This window comes from Streptomyces sp. NPDC059037 (genome assembly GCF_042740015.1).
Lineage (GTDB): Bacteria > Actinomycetota > Actinomycetes > Streptomycetales > Streptomycetaceae > Streptomyces.
Genome location: NZ_JBHYIG010000017.1, coordinates 28,690 through 48,377, shown reverse-complemented (window position 1 = coordinate 48,377; position 19,688 = coordinate 28,690). Strand labels below are relative to the sequence as shown.

16 protein-coding genes are annotated in these 19,688 nt (G+C 71.3%); 9 read left to right on the top strand and 7 right to left on the bottom strand.

The window, feature by feature from the left end; all coding sequences use genetic code 11:
- Positions 1 to 406: 406 nt before the first annotated feature.
- A complete protein-coding gene (locus tag ACFWY6_RS06260) occupies positions 407 to 2,875 on the bottom strand; it encodes a polysaccharide lyase 8 family protein (RefSeq protein WP_384686923.1) in 2,469 nt (822 codons plus the stop codon).
- Positions 2,876 to 3,067: 192 nt separating this feature from the next.
- Positions 3,068 to 4,135, bottom strand: coding sequence for a LacI family DNA-binding transcriptional regulator (locus ACFWY6_RS06255; protein WP_384686921.1), 1,068 nt, complete (start codon positions 4,133 to 4,135; stop codon positions 3,068 to 3,070).
- A 149-nt stretch (positions 4,136 to 4,284) separates the two neighbouring features.
- Here ACFWY6_RS06255 and ACFWY6_RS06250 point away from each other — a divergent pair, with 149 nt between their 5' ends.
- The 6 genes from ACFWY6_RS06250 (at position 4,285) to ACFWY6_RS06225 (ending at position 12,594) form a co-directional block, all read left to right on the top strand.
- Positions 4,285 to 5,757 carry a M1 family metallopeptidase gene (locus tag ACFWY6_RS06250; protein WP_384686919.1) on the top strand — a complete coding sequence of 491 codons (1,473 nt, stop codon included), beginning with the start codon at positions 4,285 to 4,287 and terminating at the stop codon, positions 5,755 to 5,757.
- The gene (locus tag ACFWY6_RS06245) at positions 5,754 to 8,009 is read left to right on the top strand and encodes a right-handed parallel beta-helix repeat-containing protein (protein ID WP_384686917.1); all 2,256 of its coding nucleotides are present in this window, start codon (positions 5,754 to 5,756) and stop codon (positions 8,007 to 8,009) included. The genes ACFWY6_RS06250 and ACFWY6_RS06245 overlap by 4 nt, the downstream gene beginning before the upstream one ends.
- Before the next feature lie 44 nt (positions 8,010 to 8,053).
- Positions 8,054 to 9,238, top strand: a complete 1,185-nt coding sequence (locus ACFWY6_RS06240; RefSeq protein WP_360775135.1) for a Gfo/Idh/MocA family oxidoreductase — start codon at positions 8,054 to 8,056, stop codon at positions 9,236 to 9,238.
- A gap of 123 nt (positions 9,239 to 9,361) precedes the next feature.
- Positions 9,362 to 10,390, top strand: a complete 1,029-nt coding sequence (gene tdh / locus ACFWY6_RS06235; RefSeq protein ID WP_384686941.1) for an L-threonine 3-dehydrogenase — start codon at positions 9,362 to 9,364, stop codon at positions 10,388 to 10,390.
- A 52-nt stretch (positions 10,391 to 10,442) separates the two neighbouring features.
- A complete protein-coding gene (locus tag ACFWY6_RS06230) occupies positions 10,443 to 11,651 on the top strand; it encodes a glycine C-acetyltransferase (protein ID WP_384686915.1) in 1,209 nt (402 codons plus the stop codon).
- Between the two features lie 43 nt (positions 11,652 to 11,694).
- Entirely contained in the window at positions 11,695 to 12,594 is a 900-nt protein-coding gene (locus tag ACFWY6_RS06225; protein WP_365500841.1) for a LysR family transcriptional regulator, read from the top strand.
- 4 nt (positions 12,595 to 12,598) lie between these two features.
- Here ACFWY6_RS06225 and bla read toward each other — a convergent pair whose 3' ends face one another.
- The 4 genes from bla to ACFWY6_RS06205 all read right to left on the bottom strand — a co-directional run bounded on the left by bla (position 12,599) and on the right by ACFWY6_RS06205 (position 15,409).
- Positions 12,599 to 13,483: a class A beta-lactamase gene (gene bla, locus ACFWY6_RS06220; protein WP_384686912.1), complete on the bottom strand. Its 885-nt coding sequence runs from the start codon at positions 13,481 to 13,483 to the stop codon at positions 12,599 to 12,601.
- 198 nt (positions 13,484 to 13,681) lie between these two features.
- Positions 13,682 to 13,819, bottom strand: a complete 138-nt coding sequence (locus ACFWY6_RS06215) for a hypothetical protein (protein ID WP_384686910.1) — start codon at positions 13,817 to 13,819, stop codon at positions 13,682 to 13,684.
- A gap of 208 nt (positions 13,820 to 14,027) precedes the next feature.
- Entirely contained in the window at positions 14,028 to 14,636 is a 609-nt protein-coding gene (locus ACFWY6_RS06210; protein ID WP_384686908.1) for a hypothetical protein, read from the bottom strand.
- Positions 14,637 to 14,647: 11 nt separating this feature from the next.
- A complete protein-coding gene (locus tag ACFWY6_RS06205; RefSeq protein WP_384686906.1) occupies positions 14,648 to 15,409 on the bottom strand; it encodes a sulfite exporter TauE/SafE family protein in 762 nt (253 codons plus the stop codon).
- 84 nt (positions 15,410 to 15,493) lie between these two features.
- Here ACFWY6_RS06205 and ACFWY6_RS06200 point away from each other — a divergent pair, with 84 nt between their 5' ends.
- Complete coding sequence (locus ACFWY6_RS06200; protein ID WP_384686904.1) at positions 15,494 to 16,417, top strand: LysR family transcriptional regulator; 924 nt, start codon at positions 15,494 to 15,496, stop codon at positions 16,415 to 16,417.
- A 36-nt stretch (positions 16,418 to 16,453) separates the two neighbouring features.
- Here the strand turns inward: ACFWY6_RS06200 and ACFWY6_RS06195 are convergent, their stop codons facing one another.
- Positions 16,454 to 17,491, bottom strand: coding sequence for a LacI family DNA-binding transcriptional regulator (locus ACFWY6_RS06195; RefSeq protein WP_384686901.1), 1,038 nt, complete (start codon positions 17,489 to 17,491; stop codon positions 16,454 to 16,456).
- A 214-nt stretch (positions 17,492 to 17,705) separates the two neighbouring features.
- Here ACFWY6_RS06195 and ACFWY6_RS06190 point away from each other — a divergent pair, with 214 nt between their 5' ends.
- On the top strand, positions 17,706 to 18,569 hold the full coding sequence (locus ACFWY6_RS06190) for an ABC transporter permease (RefSeq protein WP_384686899.1): 864 nt from the start codon (positions 17,706 to 17,708) through the stop codon (positions 18,567 to 18,569).
- Positions 18,570 to 18,640: 71 nt separating this feature from the next.
- A complete protein-coding gene (locus ACFWY6_RS06185) occupies positions 18,641 to 19,666 on the top strand; it encodes an ABC transporter substrate-binding protein (protein ID WP_384686896.1) in 1,026 nt (341 codons plus the stop codon).
- The last annotated feature ends 22 nt before the right edge of the window (positions 19,667 to 19,688 follow it).

Sequence of the window (19,688 nt, the reverse complement as noted above, 5' to 3'; positions counted from 1 at the left end):
GTGTCGGGCAAGGTAAGTCGTGGGTCGGGGTGCGGGGCGCGGGTGCAAGCCCGGCGAGGCAAGTCGTGGGTCGGGTGCGGGGTGCAGGTCGGGCAGGATGAGGCGTGGGTCGGGGTGCGAGGTGCTGTCGGGCGAGGTAAGTCGTGGGTGGGCGTGCGGGGCGCGGGTGCGTGTCGGGCAAGGTAAGTCGTGGGTCGGGGTGCGGGGCGCGGGTGCAAGCCCGGCGAGGCAAGTCGTGGGTCGGGTGCGGGGTGCAGGTCGGGCACGACGCGGCGTAGGTCGGGGCGCGAGGTGTACGTCCGGCGAGGCGGGCGTGTGGCGAGCGGGGCAGGGCGGTCGGGTCACTGCGGGGCCGGCTTGTGCGAGTGGCCGCGCGAGCCCTCGACGCAGGGCGGTCGGGTTGGGGTCATCGCATGGCCGCCGTGTGCGAATGGCCGCGCGAGCCCTCGACGCGGACGGTGGCGACGGGGCGGCGGCCCGGCGTGACGGTCACCGTGTCATCGGCGCGGATCACTTCCCGTACGGGGAAGGGGAGTTCGAGTGTGACCGTCGCGCCCGTGCGGCCCGGGTCGGCCACGGCCAGCGCGACGCCGTCGTCGTTCCGCCGCACGAGCACCGTGCAGGGGCCCGACGCCGTGATGCCCGCCGAGCTCCCCGCCCGCCAGAAGTGTGCGGCGAGGAGGCCGGAGCGGCGGGCCTCGACGGCCTGGGCGGTGGCGTCGTTGGCCACGACATGGACCGGCCGGGACTTGGCCCAGGCGGCGGTCGCGGCGGCGCTCGCGCCGGGGAGCAGGACATAGGCGTACGAGGAGGAAGAGGGGGAGGTGCCGTGGTCGAGCCACAAGGTCAGATAGCGGCGGGTGACGGGCGTGGTGCTGCCGCCGGTGTCGGCACCGGTGTTGATGGCCCGCCAGGTGCCGGTCCGGTCCTCGCGCAGGGCGTGCAGGCGGGGGCCGTCGGGGGCGCTGTCGGGTGGCTCCGGCGACTTCGGCGACTTCGGCGGCTTCGGCGATTCCGCGAAGACATAGCCGCCCGTGCCTTCCAGGTGGGCCCAGTTGGCGTCGGGCAGTGCCGCCGACCAGCCGGTGTGGGAGGGCTGACGCCGGCCGTCGACCGTGAGCCGCGGGGTTCCGGCGGCGTGCAGATTGCGGTTCTCCACGACCGTCTCGATCGTGCGTCCGTCGCTCGCCGTGATGTCGGCGCCCAGGGCGACGACCGCGTTGTCGAGGAAGAACCAGCTCTTCTTGGCGCGCAGGGTGCTGCCGTCGGCGATGAGTTCCATCGCGGCCGCGCCGTACCGGCCGTCGAGGACCGCGCCGCCCGCGACGGCATTCTTCGGGCGGTAGGTGCCGGTACCGCCGCCGGTGCCGATGTCGGTGCGCGGCCGGGTGTCCACGGTGGTGCCCGGAAGGCGGTACGGATCGACCGTCGCCCAGAAGCCGTCCCCGAACTGCCCGAGGTCGTCGCCGTCGTAGAGATAGGCCATGCCGTCGCCGGTGTACCAGCCGTGCAGGTTCTCGCCGTTGCCCGCCTCGTACGCGGCGATGCGCTGCGAGGAGAGCGAGAGGGTGAGCGCCCAGCCGGGGCGCCGGTGCACCACGCGGTCCATGTCGGCGAAGGCGAAGTGCCCGGTGAGCCGGTCGGCAGCCGGCACGGCGGGGTCGTCGAGCACGGCCTTGGCGCGGGCGAGCGCGGGTACGCCGACCAGGCCCAGGTAGGGATTGGTCTTGTTGCGGCCCATCCACCCCTTGGCCAGTGCGCGCCAGCGCTCGGCGTAGGCGGCCGGGGCGCCGGTCGCCAGTTGCAGGATGTGGCCGAGGGCCGCCGCGCCGTCCTGGTGGTCCGGCGCCTTCTCGCGGGAGATCGCCCTGCCGCGCAGCGCGTCCATCATCAGTCCGTCGAAGACGACGGGCGAGAAGGTCCGTTCCACCGCCTCGTACAGCACGGACGTCTTCGGATCGGTGACGGCCCACTCCGAGCCGGCGAGCAGCGCGATCAGCTGGCCCGCGCTGCCGAGCAGGACACTGCCGTACGTACCCGTGTACGCGACGGAGCCGTGCTGCACGAACGACCCGTCCTCATAGAACCCGTCGCCCGAAGTGACGTACGTGAACAGGCTGTTCTTGCCCTTGTCCCGGACGTCGGAGAGACCGTCGCGGGCCAGTGCGAGGGTGGCGGCGTCGCGGGCGAGGAGTCCGCGCAGCGCCACGATGACGGCCTTGTCGGCGCGGTTGGCGCCGGTCTCGGACAGGGTCGGGGCGTTGGTGCGGCGGTCCGGGTCCGGGCAGAACTTGGCGACGGTGGAGACGTACGCGGTCAGGTCGGCCGCCGGGAGTCCGTCCCGCAGCAGTACGCAGGTGTCCATCAGGGCGCGGGGTGCGCCGATCTCCCAGAACCACCAGTTGCCGGCTTCGGGGCGGTCGGGTCGATAGGCCTCGGAGTGCAGGAAGCGCAGGGCGTCGAGGAGGGCTTCGGCCGCTTCGGCGCTGTCCGTCAGGGAGGTGCCGGGGGTGGCCCATGCGGTCGCGATCGTGCGCAGGCGGGTGTAGCTCTGGCCGAAGTTGCCCGGATCCTTCGCGGGGGAGAGGTCGGCCCACAGGGCGGTCCGTCCCGCGGACCGGTCCAACTCCCGCCACCAGCCGGACGCCTGGGTGTCCAGGACCTTCAGCGCCGCCGCGAAGTCCGGGTCGGCGGCGTCGAACGTGCCGCCGGTGAGCTGTGTCCGCGCACGGGTGAGCAGGGCGTCGTACGGGTCCGCGTCCGGGGCGCCCCACGCCGTGCCGCCGGCCGACAGCGACACGACGGCGGATGCGGCACTCGCGGCCAGGAGCGTGCGGCGTCTTGGCCCGGTGGAGCCGGAGAGGGGCGTGCGCATAGAGAACTCCCATGAGGCGTCAGGGCGTCGAAGTGAGGGAGTGAGGCGTGCGTGAGCGATTCCGCGACAGCATGTAAGCGGTTGCTATGCGGCGCAAGAGGGTCTGGAATCTTTCTACGTTCTTTCTGTCCCGGCGCGGACGGGAGCGGCCGCCGCCGAGGGTTAACCGGTTACTTCACCCCGCCGCTCCGGTCAAAGCCGCGGCGCCCCGCCCCGCCGTGCCGCCACCGAGTCCCGCACCACGATGTGCGTGCCCAGCTTCAGGCCGCCCTCCGGCGGCGGCTGCCACGCGTCGGACTCCGCGTCGGGCACCGCGATCCGCACCGCCTGCCGGCCCATCTCCTCCAGCGGTACGTGCACGGTGGTCAGGCGCGGACGCAGGACCTGGGCGGCGGGCACATCGTCGTAGCCGACCAGGGAGACGTCGTCGGGGACCCGCAGGCCCGCCTCCTCCAGGGCCTGCAGTGCGCCGATCGCCACCATGTCGTTGGCCGCGAAGACGGCGCTGAACGTCAGCCCGGACGCGAGGAGTCCGGTCAGCCTGCGGTGCCCGAAGGCGGGGCTGAACGCGCCGGTGTGCACCAGCTCGGGCGCGGGTGCGACGCCGCGCAGCTCCAGGGCCCTGCGGTGGCCCGCGAGGCGGTCGCGGGTGGTGGAGAGGTCGGGCGGGCCGCCCAGGTAGAGGATGCGTTCGTGGCCCTGGGTGAGGAGGTGGTCGGTGAGGGCGAAGGCGCCCCCTTCGTTGTCGTACTCCACCGACAGGGTCGGCACGTCCCGGCCCACCGACGGCCTGCCGCACAGCACCAGACGCGCCCCGCCGGAGTGCAGATCCCGTGCCCTGCGGGCGACTTCGCGGGCGTACGCGCGATCGGAGTGGGCGCCGCCGACCAGGACCACCGCGTCCGCACGCTGCTCGTGCAGCAGGTCGACGAAGGCCAGCTCGCGCTGTGGGTCGCCGTGGGTGCAGCAGACCATGCACAGGCGCCCGGCCTGCGACGCGGCCCGTTCGACGCCGCGCGCGATGTGCGCGAAGAACGGGTCGACGACGTCGTGCACGATGATGCCGACCGTCCGGCTCGAGGTCCCGGCCAGCGCCCGCGCATGGGCGTTGACGACATAGCCGAGTTCGCGGACGGCCGCCTCGACGCGTTCGCGGGTGGCTTGTGCGACCGGGTAGTTGCCGTTGAGGACGCGGGAGACGGTGGCCGATGAGACCTCCGCCCGCCGTGCCACGTCGATGACCGTCGCCCGTCGCGGCACTGGGGCCGCCCCCTTTCGTTGCGGTGGATACGCAGTAAGCGTGTACTGGTGAACGCCCGTGCGCCAGGGACTGGGCGAAGATTTCGTCAACGGAGAGGCCGGTCGAGGGTGTTGACGCTGACGGTAAGCGATTACTACGTTGCGGCCCCATGGCTGAGAACAGGACCCGAACCGTACGTGCTCGCAGTACCCGGACCGTCCGTGCCGCGACGGCGACCGCAGCCGTGGCCGCCACTCTCGCGCTCGCCCTCCCCGCCCATGCCGCGCCCTTCGAACCGACCCCGGGTTCGGACGGTCTCGGCGACCCGCTGTTCCCGACGCTCGGCAACGGCGGCTACGACGTACGCCACTACGACCTCTCCTTCGGCTTCACGCCGGTGACGTACGACTTCACCGGCACCATGAAGATCGCGGCGAGAGCCACCCAGGACCTGTCGTCCTTCAACCTCGACGTCGACTCGCTGGCCATCGACGCCATCGAGGTCAACGGAACGAAGGCCACCTGGACGGTCGGCCAGGGCCAGTCCGGCCAGGAGCTCACCGTCACCCCGGCGGCGGCCCTGCGGGACGATGCCGCCTTCGACGTCGAGCTGACCTACCACGGCAACGGCAAGACCAAGCCGGTCGGCGCCCCCGGCTGGCGCCACATGTCCGACGGCGGCTTCGCCTCCGCCGCCCAGGCCTCCCGCGCGGACACCTTCGCGCCGGTCAACGACCACCCGTCCGACAAGGCCACCTGGTCCTTCCACCTCACCGCCCCCGACGGCTGGACGCCCGGCGCCAACGGCAACCTCACCGGAACCCGCGACGCCGGATCCAAGAAGACCTGGGACTTCTCCCTCAAGTCCCCCATGGCGCCCGAGCTGCTCGGCATATCCGTCAACAAGCAGACCTACCTCTACGGACGCGGCCCGCACGGAGTGAAGCTGCGCCACCTCGTCCCCGAGGACCAGCAGGCCAAGTACAAGCCCATCGCCGAGGAGACAGGCGGCCAGCTGGCCTGGCTGGAGAAGACGCTCGGCGTGCGCTACCCGTTCGACACCTACGGCGTGCAGATCGTCCGGGACGGCTACAGCGACGCGTTGGAAAATCAAACCCTGTCGCTCTTCGGTCCTTCGTGGTTCGACCGCCCCACCTACTCGACCACCATGGTCCATGAGCTGACCCACCAGTGGTTCGGCGACTCCGTCACCCCCGCCACCTGGCAGGACGCCTGGATGAACGAGGGACCCGCCGTCTACTACGCGGCCGTCTGGGCGGACCAGAAGGGCTTTCAGCCCCTCGAAGAGAAGATGAAGACCGCGTACGCCAAGCTGGACGCCGTCCGCAAGACCGACGGCCCGCCCGGAAAGCCCACCGGGCTCGGCGGCTTCAACATCTACGACGGCGCCGCCGTCACCCTCTACGCCCTCAACCAGCAGATCGGGCAGGAGAAGTTCGACGCGGTCATGAAGTCGTGGCTGATCAAGCACCGGCACTCCAACGCCGCCACCCAGGACTTCGTCGACAACGCCGTCAAGGTCACCGGCGACGCCTCGGTCGGCACCTTCCTGAACCACTGGCTGTTCGACCTCGACAACCCGCCCATGCCGGGCCACCCGGACTGGGGTGTCGCCAAGTGAAGCGCCCACACCGCCAAGTGAGGCGCCCACGCATCGCGACGGCGGCGCTCGCCGTGGCGGCCGTCGGCGCCGTCATCGCGCCGCAGACGGCCGCCCATGCCGACCAAGGCCCGGCGTTTCTCCACGCGGCCCCGAACGGCTCGGGCGAGTCCTGTTCCGCCACCCGGCCCTGCTCCCCGCAAGCCGCCCGTGACGCCGCGCGCGAGGTCGGCGGACAGGACGTACGCATCGAACTCGCCGACGGCACCTACGAGATGAGCGAGCCGCTGAAGCTGGGCGCCGCGGACTCCGGGCGCGACGGGCACACCGTCACCTGGACCGCGGCGCGCGGGGCCCAGCCGGTGTTCTCCGGCGGCCGGGCGATCGAGGGCTGGTCCGAAGGCGCCGACGGCACCTGGAGCGCCGAGGTCCCCGAAGGTCTCACCCCGCGCCAGCTCTTCGTCGACGGCGAACGGGCGGTGCGCGCGCGGGGCGCGGCCTGTGCCGCGAGCACCTGTGACGCGACGAAGACCGGCATGACGGGCGCCACGGCCACCGGCATCGCCAAGTGGCGGCGGCCCACCGGCGCGGAGGCCGTCGTCAAGGTCCGCTGGCGCAACTACCACTGCCGGATCGCGGGCGTCGAAGGGGACAACCTCACCTTCGCGCAGCCCTGTTGGACCAACTCCGCGAGCGGCACGAACCGTACGGGCCCCGCCTGGGACTCCACGACGGTCGACTCGTCGCGCTACTCCGGAGTGGCCTTCTTCGAGAACGCCCGTGAACTCCTCGACAAGCCGGGCGAGTTCGTCTGGGACGCCGAGGACCGCACCGTCACGTATCTGCCGCGCGAGGGCGAGGACATGCGGCACGCGCGCGTGCTCACCCCGGCGACCGAGCGGCTCATGGTCGTCGACGGCGCCCATGACCTGCGGATCGAAGGCATCGGCTTCGCGTACGCCGCGTACGGTCAGCCCTCAACCGACGAGGGCTACGCGGGCACACAGGCGGGCCTCACCCTCACGGGCGCCACCGGGCCCGTCGACCACGCGGGCCGCTTCTACACCAAGCCGAGCGCCGCCCTCACGGTGCGCGGCGGCCGTCATGTGGACGTCAGCAAGAGCGAGTTCACGCATCTGGGCGGTGCCGGCGTCATCCTGGAGTCCGGCACCAAGGACTCATCGGTCACCCGCTCCCGCTTCACCGATCTGTCGTCCGGCGCCGCGTACGTCGGCGACACCGAGCCGAACCCGGCCGCGGACCTCGCGGGTGAGCGCAACACCGTCGCGTACAACACGATCCGCCGGGTCGGCGTCGAGTACACCGACGCCGTGGGCATCTGGGCCGGATACGAGGCCGGTTCGGTCGTCGACCACAACACCATCGACGATCTGCCCTACTCGGGCATCTCGGTGGGCTGGGGCTGGAACCAGCCCGAGGCGCAGAAGTCCGTCCTGCGCGACAACCGCATCACGAACAACCGGATCACGAACGTGATGCGCGTCGAGCACGCCCAGCACGACGGCGGCGCCGTCTACACCCAGGGTGCACAGCCCGGCACGGTCGTCTCCGGCAACTACATCAACCGCTCCGCCCACGGCAACACCGAGCGGGACGGCAACGGCATCTACCTCGACGAGCAGTCCTCGTACATCCGCGTCGAAGGCAACGTCATCACCCGCATCGGCTACAAGTGGGTGTCCAACTGGGCCGATTACGGCATCCAGAACCACGCCACCGGCAACTGGACCGACACCGACGCGCCGGCACTCTCGGGCACCGGATCGACGATGGAGGACAACCACACCGGGCTCGACCGGCTGCCCGCACAGGCGCTCGCCGTGGCGGCTCGCGCGGGCGCGCACGGGACGCCGGCCGAACAGCTCCGCCCGGACCTCGCCCGCGAAGGCATCGCGTCCCAGTCCTCCACGGACGGCGCCGCCGACGCGGCGTACGCGACCGACGGGGACACCTCCACCGACACCCGCACGCTCTCCGAACCGGGCGCCTGGTGGCAGGTCGACCTCGGCGAGGCGCGGCGGGTGGGGCAGGTCGAGGTCTGGAACAACACCGCCATGACCACCGCCGACTTCGACGTCCAGTTCGCGAGGACCGCCGACTTCGCCGACGCCACGACGCTGCACGTCACCGGACGATCATTGCGGCCCACACTCCTCGACACGGACGCGGAAGCCAGATACATAAGGATCAAGCTCAGCGGCACGGGACGCGTGGCACTCGCCCACGTACTCGTGCATCCTGCACGTACATAGGCAACACCCGCACCCGCACAGGTATTTGTACGGAAAGGCACACCATGACCGACCTCCGTCTAGGCGTCCTCGGCTACGGCTTGCGCGGTTCGCTAGCCCGCACCGCGCACCGGCCCGGCGCGGGCTCCCGCGTCACCGCGCTCGCCGACCACGACGTGACCGCGCGGACGGAGGCGGCCGTGGCCTTCCCCGGCGCCCTGATATCCACCGACCACCGCAAGGTCGTCGAGGACCCCGACGTCGACGCCGTCGTGATCCTCACCCCCGACCACACCCACGCGCAGCTCGCCTGCGAGGCGCTGCGCGAGAAGAAGCCCGTCTTCGTGGAGAAGCCCCTGGAGATCGGCATCGAGGCCTGCGACGAGATCCTGCGGACCGCCTACGAGACCGGAACGCGCCTCTACGTAGGCCACAACATGCGCCACATGCCCGTCGTCAGGCTGATGCGCGACATCATCGGGCGCGGCGAGATCGGCGAGGTCAAGACGGTCTGGGTGCGCCATTTCGTCGCCTACGGAGGCGACTGGTACTTCAAGGACTGGCACGCCGAACGGCAGCACACCACCAGCCTGTTGCTCCAGAAGGCCGCCCACGACATCGACGTACTGCACTGGCTCGCGGGCGGCTACACCCGCCAGGTGCAGGCGCTCGGCGACCTCATGGTCTACGGCGACAACCCGCACCGCCGCGCGCCGGGCGAGCCGAAGTCCGACGACTGGTACACCAAGGACGGCCACTGGCCGCCGCACACCCAGCGCGACCTCAACCCCGTCATCGACGTCGAGGACGTCTCGCTGGTCAACATGCGCCTCGACAACGGGGTGTTGGCGTCCTACCAGCAGTGCCACTTCACCCCCGACTACTGGCGCAACTACACCGTCATCGGGGACGCGGGCCGCCTGGAGAACTTCGGCGACGGCCCGGGGGGAGTGGTGAAGGTCTGGAACCAGCGGCGCTCGTCCTACCGCCCCGAAGCCGACGCCGAATACCCGGTGCCGGACGCGCAGGACGAGGGCGGGCACGGCGGCTCCGACCCGCTGCTCATCGACGAGTTCGTCCGCTTCGTACGCGAGGGCGGCCGCACCGACACCTCACCGGTGGCCGCCCGGATGGCGGTCGCGGCGGGCGTGCGCGCCACCCAGTCGCTGCGGGACGGGGGCACGCCGAGGGAGGTGCCGGCTCTCGACCCCGAGCTGATCGCCTACTTCGAGCGAGGCCAGGAGAGGTAACGGCCCGGGCCTGAAGGAAAGCTGCGGCGGCGCTTAAGAAATCCTCGATGGACCGGGGCGCCGCCGTAGGGAAGATTCCTGTGTCGTCGGTGGAAGCAGTGACGTACGACGGGAGCCGTGGCGTTGAAGGCGCTGGTCAAGGAGAAGGCGGAACCGGGACTCCGGCTGATGGACGTGCCGGAGCCGGTCATCGGCCACGGCGACGTCCTGATCAAGGTGCTCCGCACCGGGATCTGCGGCACGGACCTGCACATCCGGGCCTGGGACGGCTGGGCGCAGCAGGCCATCGCCGCGCCCCTGGTCGTCGGGCACGAGTTCGTCGGCGAGGTCGTCCAGACCGGCCGTGACGTCGCCGACATCAAGATCGGCGACCGGGTCAGCGGCGAGGGCCATCTGGTGTGCGGCAAGTGCCGCAACTGCCAGGCGGGGCGCCGCCATCTGTGCCGTGCGACGGTCGGGCTCGGCGTCGGCAGGGACGGGGCGTTCGCGGAGTACGTCGCGCTGCCCGCCTCCAATGTGTGGGTGCACCGCGTCCCGGTGGACCTCGACGTCGCCGCGATCTTCGACCCGTTCGGCAACGCGGTGCACACCGCCCTGTCCTTCCCGCTGGTCGGCGAGGACGTCCTGATCACCGGCGCGGGACCGATCGGCCTGATGGCCGCGGCCGTGGCCCGGCACGCGGGGGCCCGCAACGTCGTCATCACCGACGTCAGCGAGGAACGCCTCGACCTGGCCCGCAAGGTCGGCGCGAGCCTGGCGCTGAACGTGGCCGAGACCTCCATCGCCGACGGCCAGCGCGAGCTCGGCCTGCGCGAGGGCTTCGACGTCGGCCTGGAGATGTCCGGCAACCCCGTCGCGATGCGCGACATGCTCGCCAACATGACCCACGGCGGCAAGATCGCCATGCTCGGCCTGCCGTCCGACGAATTCGCCGTCGACTGGTCCCGGATCGTCACCTCCATGATCACGATCAAGGGCATCTACGGCCGCGAGATGTTCGAGACCTGGTACTCCATGTCCGTGCTGCTCGAAGGCGGCCTCGACCTGGCACCCGTGATCACCGGCCGCTACGGGCACCGCGACTTCGAAGCGGCCTTCGACGACGCGGCGAGCGGCCGCGGCGGCAAGGTCATCCTCGACTGGACCTCCTGACCCCCTCCTGCTCCTGGCCTCCTGACCGACCTCTTCTTTAAAGGAAGTCACCATGTTCGACTCCGTACGCGACGATCTCCAGGCCACCCTCGACGAGATCGCCGCCGCGGGCCTGCACAAGCCCGAGCGCGTCATCGGCACCCCGCAGTCCGCCACGGTCGCGGTGACCGCGGGCGGCCGCCCCGGTGACGTACTGAACTTCTGCGCGAACAACTACCTCGGTCTCGCCGACCACCCCGAGGTCGTCGCCGCCGCGCACGAGGCCCTGGACCGCTGGGGCTACGGCATGGCGTCCGTGCGCTTCATCTGCGGTACGCAGGAGGTGCACAAGGAGCTGGAGGGGCGCCTCTCCGCGTTCCTCGGCCAGGAGGACACGATCCTCTACTCGTCCTGCTTCGACGCCAACGGCGGTGTCTTCGAGACGCTGCTCGGCGCGGAGGACGCGGTCATCTCCGACGCGCTCAACCACGCGTCGATCATCGACGGCATCAGGCTTTCGAAGGCCCGCCGCTTCCGGTACGCCAACCGTGACATGGCCGACCTGGAGCAGCAGTTGAAGGAGGCCGCCGAGGGCGGCGCGCGCCGCAAGCTCATCGTCACCGACGGCGTCTTCTCCATGGACGGGTACGTCGCCCCGCTCCAGGAGATCTGCGACCTCGCCGAGCGCTACGACGCGATGGTCATGGTCGACGACTCGCACGCCGTCGGCTTCGTCGGCCCCGGCGGCCGCGGCACCCCCGAGCTGCACGGCGTCATGGACCGCGTCGACATCATCACCGGTACGTTGGGCAAGGCGCTCGGCGGTGCCTCGGGCGGCTACGTCGCGGCTCGCGCCGAGATCGTCGCGCTGCTTCGCCAGCGCTCGCGCCCGTACCTCTTCTCGAACACCCTCGCCCCGGTGATCGCCGCCGCCTCCCTGAAGGTCCTCGACCTTCTTGAGTCGGCCGGTGACCTGCGGGAACACCTCGCCGCGAACACCGCGCTCTTCCGGTCGCGGATGATCGAGGAGGGCTTCGACATCCTGCCGGGCGACCACGCGATCGCGCCGGTCATGATCGGCGACGCGTCGGTGGCCGGGCGGATGGCCGAGCTGCTCCTGGAGCGGGGCGTGTACGTCATCGGCTTCTCCTACCCGGTGGTGCCGCAGGGCGCCGCCCGCATCCGGGTCCAGCTGTCCGCGGCGCACTCCACGGAGGACGTGAACCGTGCGGTGGACGCGTTCGTCGCGGCGCGGGCGGAGCTGGACGCCGTGCAGGCGTGACCCTTGGTGGGGGAGTGGCCGCCGGTTTGGGAGAATTGGCCACATGATCGAAGCGCGGCGGCTGCACATCCTCCGTGCGGTGGCCGACCACCGCACCGTGACGGCGGCTGCCGCCGCGCTCTATCTCACGCCCTCCGCGGTCTCCCAGCAGCTGACCGCCCTGGAGCAGGAGACCGGCCACCGCCTGGTGGAGCGCGGCGCCAAGGGCGTACGGCTCACGCCCGCCGGGGAGATCCTCCTCTCCCACACGAACGCGGTCCTCGCCCAATTGGAGCGGGCCGAGGCGGAACTAGCTGCGTACAGCTCCGGCGCCGCGGGCACGGTGACCGTCGCGTCCTTCGCCACGGGCATCGCCCTGGTCGTCGGTCCCGCCCTCGCCAGGCTTGCCTCGTCGGCGCCCGGGATAAGGGTGCGGGTCCAGGACGCGGAGGGCGACGCGAGCCTGCCGATGGTGCTCGACCGGCAGGTGGACGTGGCGGTGGCCGTGGAGTACCGCGGCGCGCCGGGCGCGGACGACCCCCGGCTGACGCGCGTCCCGCTCTACGCGGAGCCGTTCGACGCGGTGCTCCCGGTGACCCACCGGCTCGCGGCGGCCGAGCGCGTACCGCTCGCGGAGCTGGCCAAGGACGCGTGGATCGGCCCCTTCGCGGGGAACCCCTGCCACGACGTGGTGATCCTCGCCTGCGAGGCGGCCGGGTTCCAGCCGCTCCTTGAGCACTGGTCGGACGACTTCCGGGCCGTGGTCGCGCTGGCCTCGGCCGGTGTGGGGGTCGCCCTCGTCCCCCGGTCCGCGCTGAAGGGCATGGATGTCTCGGGGGTCGTGATCCGCCCGGTCGACGGCGTCGCCCCCACACGCCGGGTGTTCGCGGCGGTGCGGTGCGGCGCGGAGGAGCACCCGCTGATCCGTCCGGTGCTCGACGCCTTGGGGGAGGCGGCGCAGTAACGGTCTAGGTGAGGGCCGACGTCACGTACGCCGTGGCCTCCGCGATCAGGGCCTCCCTCGGTTCGGCGTCGTACCCGGAGCGGTCCGACATGATCGCGAGGACGATCGGCGCGGCGTTCGGCGGCCACACGACGGCGATGTCGTTGGCGCGCCCGTAGTTTCCTGTGCCGGTCTTGTGGGCCAGCGTCCAGCCCTTGGGAAGACCGGCCCGGATCCGCTTCTCACCGGTGATGCTGCGCTCGAGCCAGTCCTTCAGGAGGGCGCGCTTGCGTGCGGGCAGCGCCTTGCCGATGACCAGCTCCTGATAGTCGCGGGCGACGGCACGGGGTGTGGTGGTGTCGCGTGGATCGCCGGGGCGGTTGCCGTTCAGCTCGGGCTCGAACTGATCCATCCGGCTCTCCGCGTCGCCGAGCCCCCGCAGATACGCGGTAAGGCGACGCGTCCCGCCGATGTCGCGCATCAGCAGATTCCCGGCCGTCCCGTCGCTGTACCGGACCGCGGCGTCACAGAGCTGCCTGATGGTCATGCCGGTCGCGACATGGTCCTTGGTGATCGGCGAGATGGAGTCGACGTCGGCCTCGCCGTAGGTGACGACCTTGTCCAGGTGACTCAGCGGGTTCCGGTCGAGGACGGCCGCCGCGGCGAGCGCCTTGAAGGTGGAACAGAACGCGAAACGGTCGTCCGCGCGGTGGGTGAGCACGGCGCCGGTGCGGGTGGCCAGCGCGTACACCCCCAGACGCGCGTCGTGCTCGCGCTCCAGCGCGGCGAGGCGCGACGCGGCCTGAGCCATGGCGGGGTGCTCACGGGGCGGCGGCGCGGACGCGGCCGACGACGACCGTACCGCGGCGGGCCGCTCGTCCGGCGCGCAGCCCGCCAACGGCAGAACCATCCCCGCCCCCAACAGGGCACGACGCGTGAGACCGGACGGTCGGGACGAGCTCAAGATCCACCCTTTCCATGGCACAACCCTTGCCCGGCAAGTGAACACGAACGCGGCCCGCCGGGGAGGCGGGCAGCGACGCCGGGCGCCAGATCAGGCCACGTGTGGGGATGTGGGCGGCCGGCTGGGGCGGGGGCTCCGTCCGGATCAGGCCGCCGGAGACTGGTGGGGTGCCGAGGCCGCTGTCCCCGTCCCCGTCTCCGTCACCGTCACCGTCTCCGTCTCCGTCACCGTCTCCGTCTCCATCCAGGACACGCGCGGGGTGGCTCCGGTGGGGCGGATCATCCGTGCGGATGGGTGGTGCGGGATTACTGACTGTGCTGGGTGGGCCGTTGGGGTTCGGCCCGGATCAGGCCGCCGGACACTGGTGGGGTGCCGGGTCCGCTGTCCTCGTTGCCGTCTCCGTCCAGGCCACGATCGGGGACGTGGTGGCCGGTGCACGCGGGGTGGCCTGCGGTGGCGTGGATCATCCGTGCCGATGGGCGGTGCGGGATTACTGACTGTGCTGGGTGGGCCGCTGGGGTTCGGCCCGGACCAGGCCGCCCGACACCGGCGAGGTGCCGGGGCCGCTGTCCCCGTCTCCGTCACCACCCCCCTCTCCGTCCGCGTCCGCGTCCGCGTCCGCGTGGCGAAGTACCCAGTCGTCGAGGTCGCGTGCCGCCTCCAGCGGCGACCCGTTGGCGTACGCACGCCACCAGCTCACCTCGGTGTGGGAAGCGGCCGGGGCGGGGCGGCGCAGCTCCTCGCGGACCTGGGCCTCGGCCAACGCGAAGCGCACCCGCGCTGCCTGTGCGTCCACGCCAAGGACGTCGCCGATGAGCTGCCAGCTCGCGCCGCCGAGCCGTTCGAAGACGGCGGCGGCTTCCAGGAACCGGCGTGCGGCCGCGAGCACTTGGGCGGCGTCGGCCAGCACGGAACCGGGGGAGCTGACGCCGCCGTCGGGCCGCAGCTCGTGCTCGCCGATCGGTACGGCGGCGCGCGCGAGGTCGGCGAGATCGCACGCCTCGAAGGCGGCCGCCAGACGTGCGCGGGCCGCGTCCGTGTACGGGGATGCGCCGTCCATCATGGTCTCGGCGTTGCCGCCGGGGTTGCCTTCGGTCATGTCGGTCGGCCTCAACTGCGCAGGAAATAAAGGACGGTCATAGTCGCGGCCGTGGTCAGGATGATGCCCCGCAGCAGTCGGGCGGAGAGCCGACGTGCGAAGTGCGCGCCGGTGACGCCGCCGATCAGCGAGCCCGTCAGCATGCCGGCGATGACGAGCGGGGCGCTCAGCGCGTCCGAGGCGACGAGGAACAGCACGGTCGCGCTGAGATACATGGCCGCGATCTGGGTGACCCGCACCGGATTGCCCGCCGCGGTGTCGATGCCCAGGCCGATGCTCCACAGGGCCAGCATCAGGATGCCTACGGCACCGCCGAAGTATCCGCCGTACAGGGCGAGAAGGAACTGGCCGATCAGGATGGCCCGGGAGCTCATGCCGACCGGGCGGCCGAGGGCCGAGGTCAACGTACGGGACAGGCGGCGTCCGAAGGCGAGCACCAGCGTCGCGAAGGCGAGCAGCCAGGGCACCGCCGCGTCGAACGACGCCGCGGGCAGGGTGAGCAGCAGACCGGCGCCGATCGCGCCGCCGACCGCGCTGACCGCGGTCAGCGCAGGCATGGACGCCGCACCGACCGGGGCGAGTTCGCGTCGGTAGACCCAGCCGCTTGCCAACGCGCCGGGCACCAGGGCGATGGTCGCCGACGCGTTCGCCGTCACGGGGGACAGACCGACCGCGACGAGAGCGGGCAGCGCCACGAACGTGCCTCCGCCGCCGACGGAGTTCAGCGCCCCGGCGGCGACACCGGCGAGCAGGACGAACAGGATCTCGGACATCGGGCGAGCATCACCCCGTGGCCGCCCGGCCCACAATGCGTAATCGGTGTACCCAGCCTAAGGCTGGGCCATAGGCTCGGCCGGGTGCGTTATGACCTCGACGATCTGCGGCTCTTCCTCGACATCGTGACGGAGGGCTCGATCACGGCGGGCGCCCGCCGGATGCATCTGAGCCTGCCGTCGGCGAGCGCCCGGGTGCGCTCGCTGGAGCACCAGGCGGGGGTGGAGCTGCTGATCCGCGGCCGCCGGGGCGTGCGCCCCACACCGGCGGGGACGACGCTGGCCCGGCACGCGCGCGAGGTCATCGCGCAGACCGTGCGTCTTGAGAGCGCCGTGGCGGGCTACACCCGTTCCCCGGCCGCTCCGCTGACGCTGCTGAGCGGCGGCTCCGCCATGCACCGGCTCGTGCCGCGCGCCCTGGTCTCGTTCCTGCGGGCGCACCCCGACGTCGACGTCACCGTGTCCGAAAGCCGTACGCCGCAGACCGTCCGCAAGCTGGCCGACGGCGAGGCGGACCTGGGAGTGGTCGTCGACGACGAGGCACGCGACAGCGGCCTGGAGACGGAACCGCTGGGCGACGACTCCCTCGTAGTGATCGGCCAGGCAGGCGGGGTGCTCGCCGGGCGCACCGCGCTGACCTACCGGGAGGCCGCCGAGCACCCGCTCGTCGGGCTCGACGCCGATTCCTCGCTGGGGCGCTGGATAGAGAAGCACCTCGGTCCGCACGCGCCGGTCGCGCGCTACCGCACCAGCGTCGCCCACCTGAACGTCCTGGTCGCCCTCGCGGCCGCCGGCGTCGGCCTGGCGGTGGTCCCACGCCGCGCGATCGACCCGAGCCAGCCCTTGGACGTGTGCGAACTGCAGGATCCGTGGGCTCGGCGGCAGCATCTGCTGGCGTGGGGGGTCAAGAACGGCCCGTCGTCACCGGCGGTTCAGGCGCTGGCGGAGCATCTGCGGAGGGCGGCGCTTTCGGAGGACGGATGGAAGCGTCCGGGCACTGCCGGGTAAACGGGTGGGCGGGCGGGAAAAATCCGCGCGGACTCCTCAGCCGAGCGCAGCCACACTGCCCCGCAGCACCACCTCCCCCCGAACCCGTTCGACCCGAGACCTCACGCCCCGCTCCCGCAGAGCAAGCCCCATGACCTCCCGCCCCATCCGGGCCAGCGGCAACGCCACGGTACTCAGCGGCGGGTCCAGTTCAGCGACCAGCGGCACGTCGTCGAACCCGGCGAGCGACACATTCTCCGGCACCCGAAGCCCCCGCTCCCGCAGCGCGCCCAACGCCCCCACGGCCATCACATCCGTCACCGCGAAGACGCACGTCACCCGCCGCCCCCGCCGCAGCAGTTCGACCGCCGCCGCATGGCCGCCGGCCCGGGTGAACGCGCCCTCCACGATCCGCTCGGGCGGCAGCGCGACCCCCGCGTCGGCCAGCGCGTCGCGGAACCCGGCGAGCCGGTCCGCGACCGTGGTGAGCCGCTCCGGCCCGGTGAGGACGGCGAACTCCCGGTGGCCCAGGGACAGCAGCGCCCGCGCCAGAGCGCCCGCACCCTCCCGGTTCTCCGGCTGCACCGTGTCGACGCGGAGGCCGCGGTGCCTGCTGACGACGGCGACACGGCCCCCGTCCCGTATGTACGGGGTGAGCTCGGACTTCAACGACCTTTCCCACGCCGGGTCCTGGAACCCCGAGCCGATCAGCAGGATCGCGCGGGCCCGCTGCGCGCGCAGCATCGACACGTACGCGATCTCCCGGTCCGGGGCGCGAAAGGTGCTGGCCAGCATGACGAGCAGGTCCCGCTCGGCCGCCGCCGCCATCACGCCGCCCGCGATCGCCGAGAAGTAGGGGTCGCCGACGTCGTGGCAGATCACGCCGACCGTGTTGTTGGAGGCGCTGGCGAGCGCCTGCGCATGGGCGTTGGGGATGTAGCCCAGCCGGTCGGCGGCGTCGATCACCCGCCGCCGCAGCTCCTCACGGACCCGCGTCGTGCCGTTCAGTGCCCGTGACGCGGTGGCCGGCGAGACCCCGGCGGTGCGGGCCACCACGTGCAGCGTGACGTGCGGCCCATGTTCCCGTTCCCCCACCCGCGCCCCCTTCGTCTCGCGCCGCGAAACTTCGAGCCGACCTATTGACCCTGCGGTCAGCCAGTCATTAGCGTGGCGGACACCTTATCAGAAAGCGCTTTCTGAAAGCGGTTTCCGCACCGTCGAGTACCACCGGGTGCCATCGAGTACCACCGGACACCACCGAAGCTCCGCAACTGCCTCCGAAGTTCGCTGTATGCCAGGGGAGTTCACCGTGAGCCAGAGCGCACTGCAGGCAACTCCCGCCAAGACGGCGGGCGTTGCCGACCGCAGCCGCCCCACTCTGCGTCAACGTACGGTCGAAGCGGCCGAGAAGGGCTGGCGCCCGCTCGCCCTGCTGCTCGTCTGCTTCGGCGCGTGGTGGCTGATCGCCGCCACCGAGATGGTCGAGGCCTATCTCGTCCCCTCGCCCGGCGCGACCCTCGACGTGCTGCTCGACAAGTCCGACTACCTCTGGCAGCACAGCTGGGTCACCACCTACGAGACCCTGCTCGGCTTCGTCATCGCGGTGGGCGTCGGCATCCTCTCGGCGGTGCTGATGGTCTACTCGACGACCGTCGAGAAGACGCTCTATCCCATCCTCCTCTTCGCCCAGGTCGTGCCGAAGATCGCGATCGCGCCGCTGTTCGTCGTCTGGCTCGGCTTCGGCATCGCTCCCAAGATCCTGATCGCCGTGCTCATCGCCTTCTTCCCCGTCGTCATCTCGATGGTGACCGGGCTCAAGGCCGTCGATCCGGAGATGCTCCAGCTCTCCGCCACCATGGGGGCGCGCCCCTGGCAGACCTTCCTCAAGATCCGCTTCCCGGCGTCGCTTCCGCATCTGTTCTCGGGCCTGAAGGTCGCCGTCACGCTCGCGGTGACCGGCGCCGTCGTGGGCGAGTTCGTCGGTGCGAACGAAGGCCTCGGCTATGTGATCCTCCAGGCCAACGGCAACCTCGACACCCCGATGCTCTTCGCGGGGCTCCTCGTCATGTCGCTGATCGGCGTCGTCCTCTTCGTGCTCGTCGAGATCGCCGAGAAGCTGCTGCTCCCGTGGCACGCGAGCCGCAGGGACGTGGCCGCCACCACCTCGTACTGACGCACCACCACGTACCGACGCGACGCACCGCCCCCCCAGCCATGTCCCCCGTACGCGAGAAGGGCCGTCCCATGCACGCGCGCAGACTGCTCACCGGCCTCGTCCCCCTGGCTCTCGTCGCGGTGACCGCGACGGCCTGCGGCGACGACGACAAGACGAGCACCAGCGACTCCGGCAAGGAGCTCGACAAGGTGACGCTGACGCTCAACTGGTATCCGTACGGCGAACACGCGCCGTTCTACTACGGAGCGAAGCAGAAGATCTTCGAGAAGCACGGCATCGACCTGGAGATCAGGGCGGGCCAGGGCTCGCAGAAGACCGTGCAGGCCACCGGCGCCGGGCAGACCGACTTCGGCTGGGCGGACACACCCGCGGTGCTCGCCGGCGTCGACCAGGGCGTGAAGGTCAAGAGCCTCGGCGTCTTTCTGCAGACGACGCCCGCCTCCGTGCAGTCCTTCGCGGCGCAGGACATCAAGTCGCCCGCCGACCTCAAGGGCAAGACGGTCGCGGGCACGGCCGGCGACGCGCTCACCAAGACCTTCCCGATCTTCCTGCAGAAGAACGGCATGGAGCTGTCCGACGTCAAGGTCCAGAACACCGACCCGGCAGGCAAGATCGCCGCGGTGATCTCCGGCAAGACGGACGCACTGCTCGGCTACGCGAGCGACCAGGGGCCCACCATGCAGAACAAGGCGAAGAAGGACGTCTCGTATCTGCGCTTCTCCGAGAACGGCCTGAACTTCTACTCCAACGGCCTCATCGCCGGGCCCAAGACCCTTCAGGGGAACGGTGATCTGGCCCGGCGCATGACCAAGGCCGTCAGCGAGTCGTGGGCGGCCGCCGAGAAGAACCCGGAGCCCGCGGTCGCCGCCATGGAGGGCGCGTCCGAGCAACTGCCCCCGGAATCCGTGCTTTCCGAGCAGTTCAAGACCACGCTGACGCTGCTGCACACCGACGCGACCCAGGGGAAGGCGCCGGGCGCCAACACCGAGGCGGACTGGCAGCAGACCATCGACGTCTTCGCGGAGGCCGGCATGGTCAAGAAGGCCGAGCCCGTCGCGGAGTACTGGGACGCGGCCAAGGGGATCAAGGGCTGAGGGGCGACAGGGGAATGGCGAA

Coding starts and splice junctions, on each gene's coding strand:
- ACFWY6_RS06260 (WP_384686923.1), bottom strand. CDS start 2,875: ATGCGCACGCCCCTCTCCGGCTCCACCGGGCCAAGACGCCGCACGCTC.
- ACFWY6_RS06250 (WP_384686919.1), top strand. CDS start 4,285: ATGGCTGAGAACAGGACCCGAACCGTACGTGCTCGCAGTACCCGGACC.
- ACFWY6_RS06240 (WP_360775135.1), top strand. CDS start 8,054: ATGACCGACCTCCGTCTAGGCGTCCTCGGCTACGGCTTGCGCGGTTCG.
- ACFWY6_RS06230 (WP_384686915.1), top strand. CDS start 10,443: ATGTTCGACTCCGTACGCGACGATCTCCAGGCCACCCTCGACGAGATC.
- ACFWY6_RS06225 (WP_365500841.1), top strand. CDS start 11,695: ATGATCGAAGCGCGGCGGCTGCACATCCTCCGTGCGGTGGCCGACCAC.
- bla (WP_384686912.1), bottom strand. CDS start 13,483: ATGGTTCTGCCGTTGGCGGGCTGCGCGCCGGACGAGCGGCCCGCCGCG.
- ACFWY6_RS06215 (WP_384686910.1), bottom strand. CDS start 13,819: ATGATCCGCCCCACCGGAGCCACCCCGCGCGTGTCCTGGATGGAGACG.
- ACFWY6_RS06210 (WP_384686908.1), bottom strand. CDS start 14,636: ATGACCGAAGGCAACCCCGGCGGCAACGCCGAGACCATGATGGACGGC.
- ACFWY6_RS06205 (WP_384686906.1), bottom strand. CDS start 15,409: ATGTCCGAGATCCTGTTCGTCCTGCTCGCCGGTGTCGCCGCCGGGGCG.
- ACFWY6_RS06185 (WP_384686896.1), top strand. CDS start 18,641: ATGCACGCGCGCAGACTGCTCACCGGCCTCGTCCCCCTGGCTCTCGTC.